The organism is Shinella sp., from assembly GCF_052438155.1.
Taxonomy (GTDB): domain Bacteria; phylum Pseudomonadota; class Alphaproteobacteria; order Rhizobiales; family Rhizobiaceae; genus Shinella.
In genome coordinates this window covers 1-528 of record NZ_JBQVPI010000120.1, presented here as the reverse complement: position 1 = coordinate 528, position 528 = coordinate 1, and the positions used below count along the sequence as shown (strand labels likewise).

Annotated in this window: 1 protein-coding gene; it reads right to left on the bottom strand. The window is 59.7% G+C overall.

All coding sequences use genetic code 11. From position 1 onward, the window contains the following. Nucleotides 1–274: 274 nt before the first annotated feature. Nucleotides 275–442: a hypothetical protein gene (locus tag ACT6VE_RS34910; RefSeq protein WP_444802666.1), complete on the bottom strand. Its 168-nt coding sequence runs from the start codon at nucleotides 440–442 to the stop codon at nucleotides 275–277. Between the last annotated feature and the right edge of the window lie 86 nt (nucleotides 443–528).

The window sequence follows — 528 nt, the reverse complement described above, 5'->3', positions numbered from 1 at the left end:
GTGTAGCCGAGGGCCTCCAGACCGAGCGCATGCGTTACCTGCAATGGCGTGATGAACTTCGAAGTATTGCTCATGCTTTCCTCGCAAATGGGTTTCCACGCCATCGGGCGTGTGCCGATTGCTAGTCGGCGCAGAAGCCGGGAGTTGTTCCCTTGGTAACAGGGGGAAGCGCAGTAGAAGAATAGTCATTTCCTGAATACGGGCGGGCGCGCGTGCAGGAAGCAAATCAAACATGTCGATCCGCAATCGACAAGCCCGTGCAGCGACAGAGCCGTCAGCGAATGACGATCACCGGGCCGAACCGGGTCACCTTGACGCCGAGGGCTTGTTTGATGAAGGCGAGGGCGGCGTCGGTATCGGCGACGGTGATGGTGCCGCTCACCCGACGGCGCGCGAGCGCATTGCCGGCAACGATGATCCGGTCGGAGAAGTGACGCCCCATCTCCTCCACGGGTGTTGTCACATAAACGCGGCGTCAGTGAATTGGGCCTAGAGACGGTGGGATGAAGAGTCTTGCCGTTAGCTACA

Coding starts and splice junctions, on each gene's coding strand:
- ACT6VE_RS34910 (WP_444802666.1), bottom strand. CDS start 442: ATGGGGCGTCACTTCTCCGACCGGATCATCGTTGCCGGCAATGCGCTC.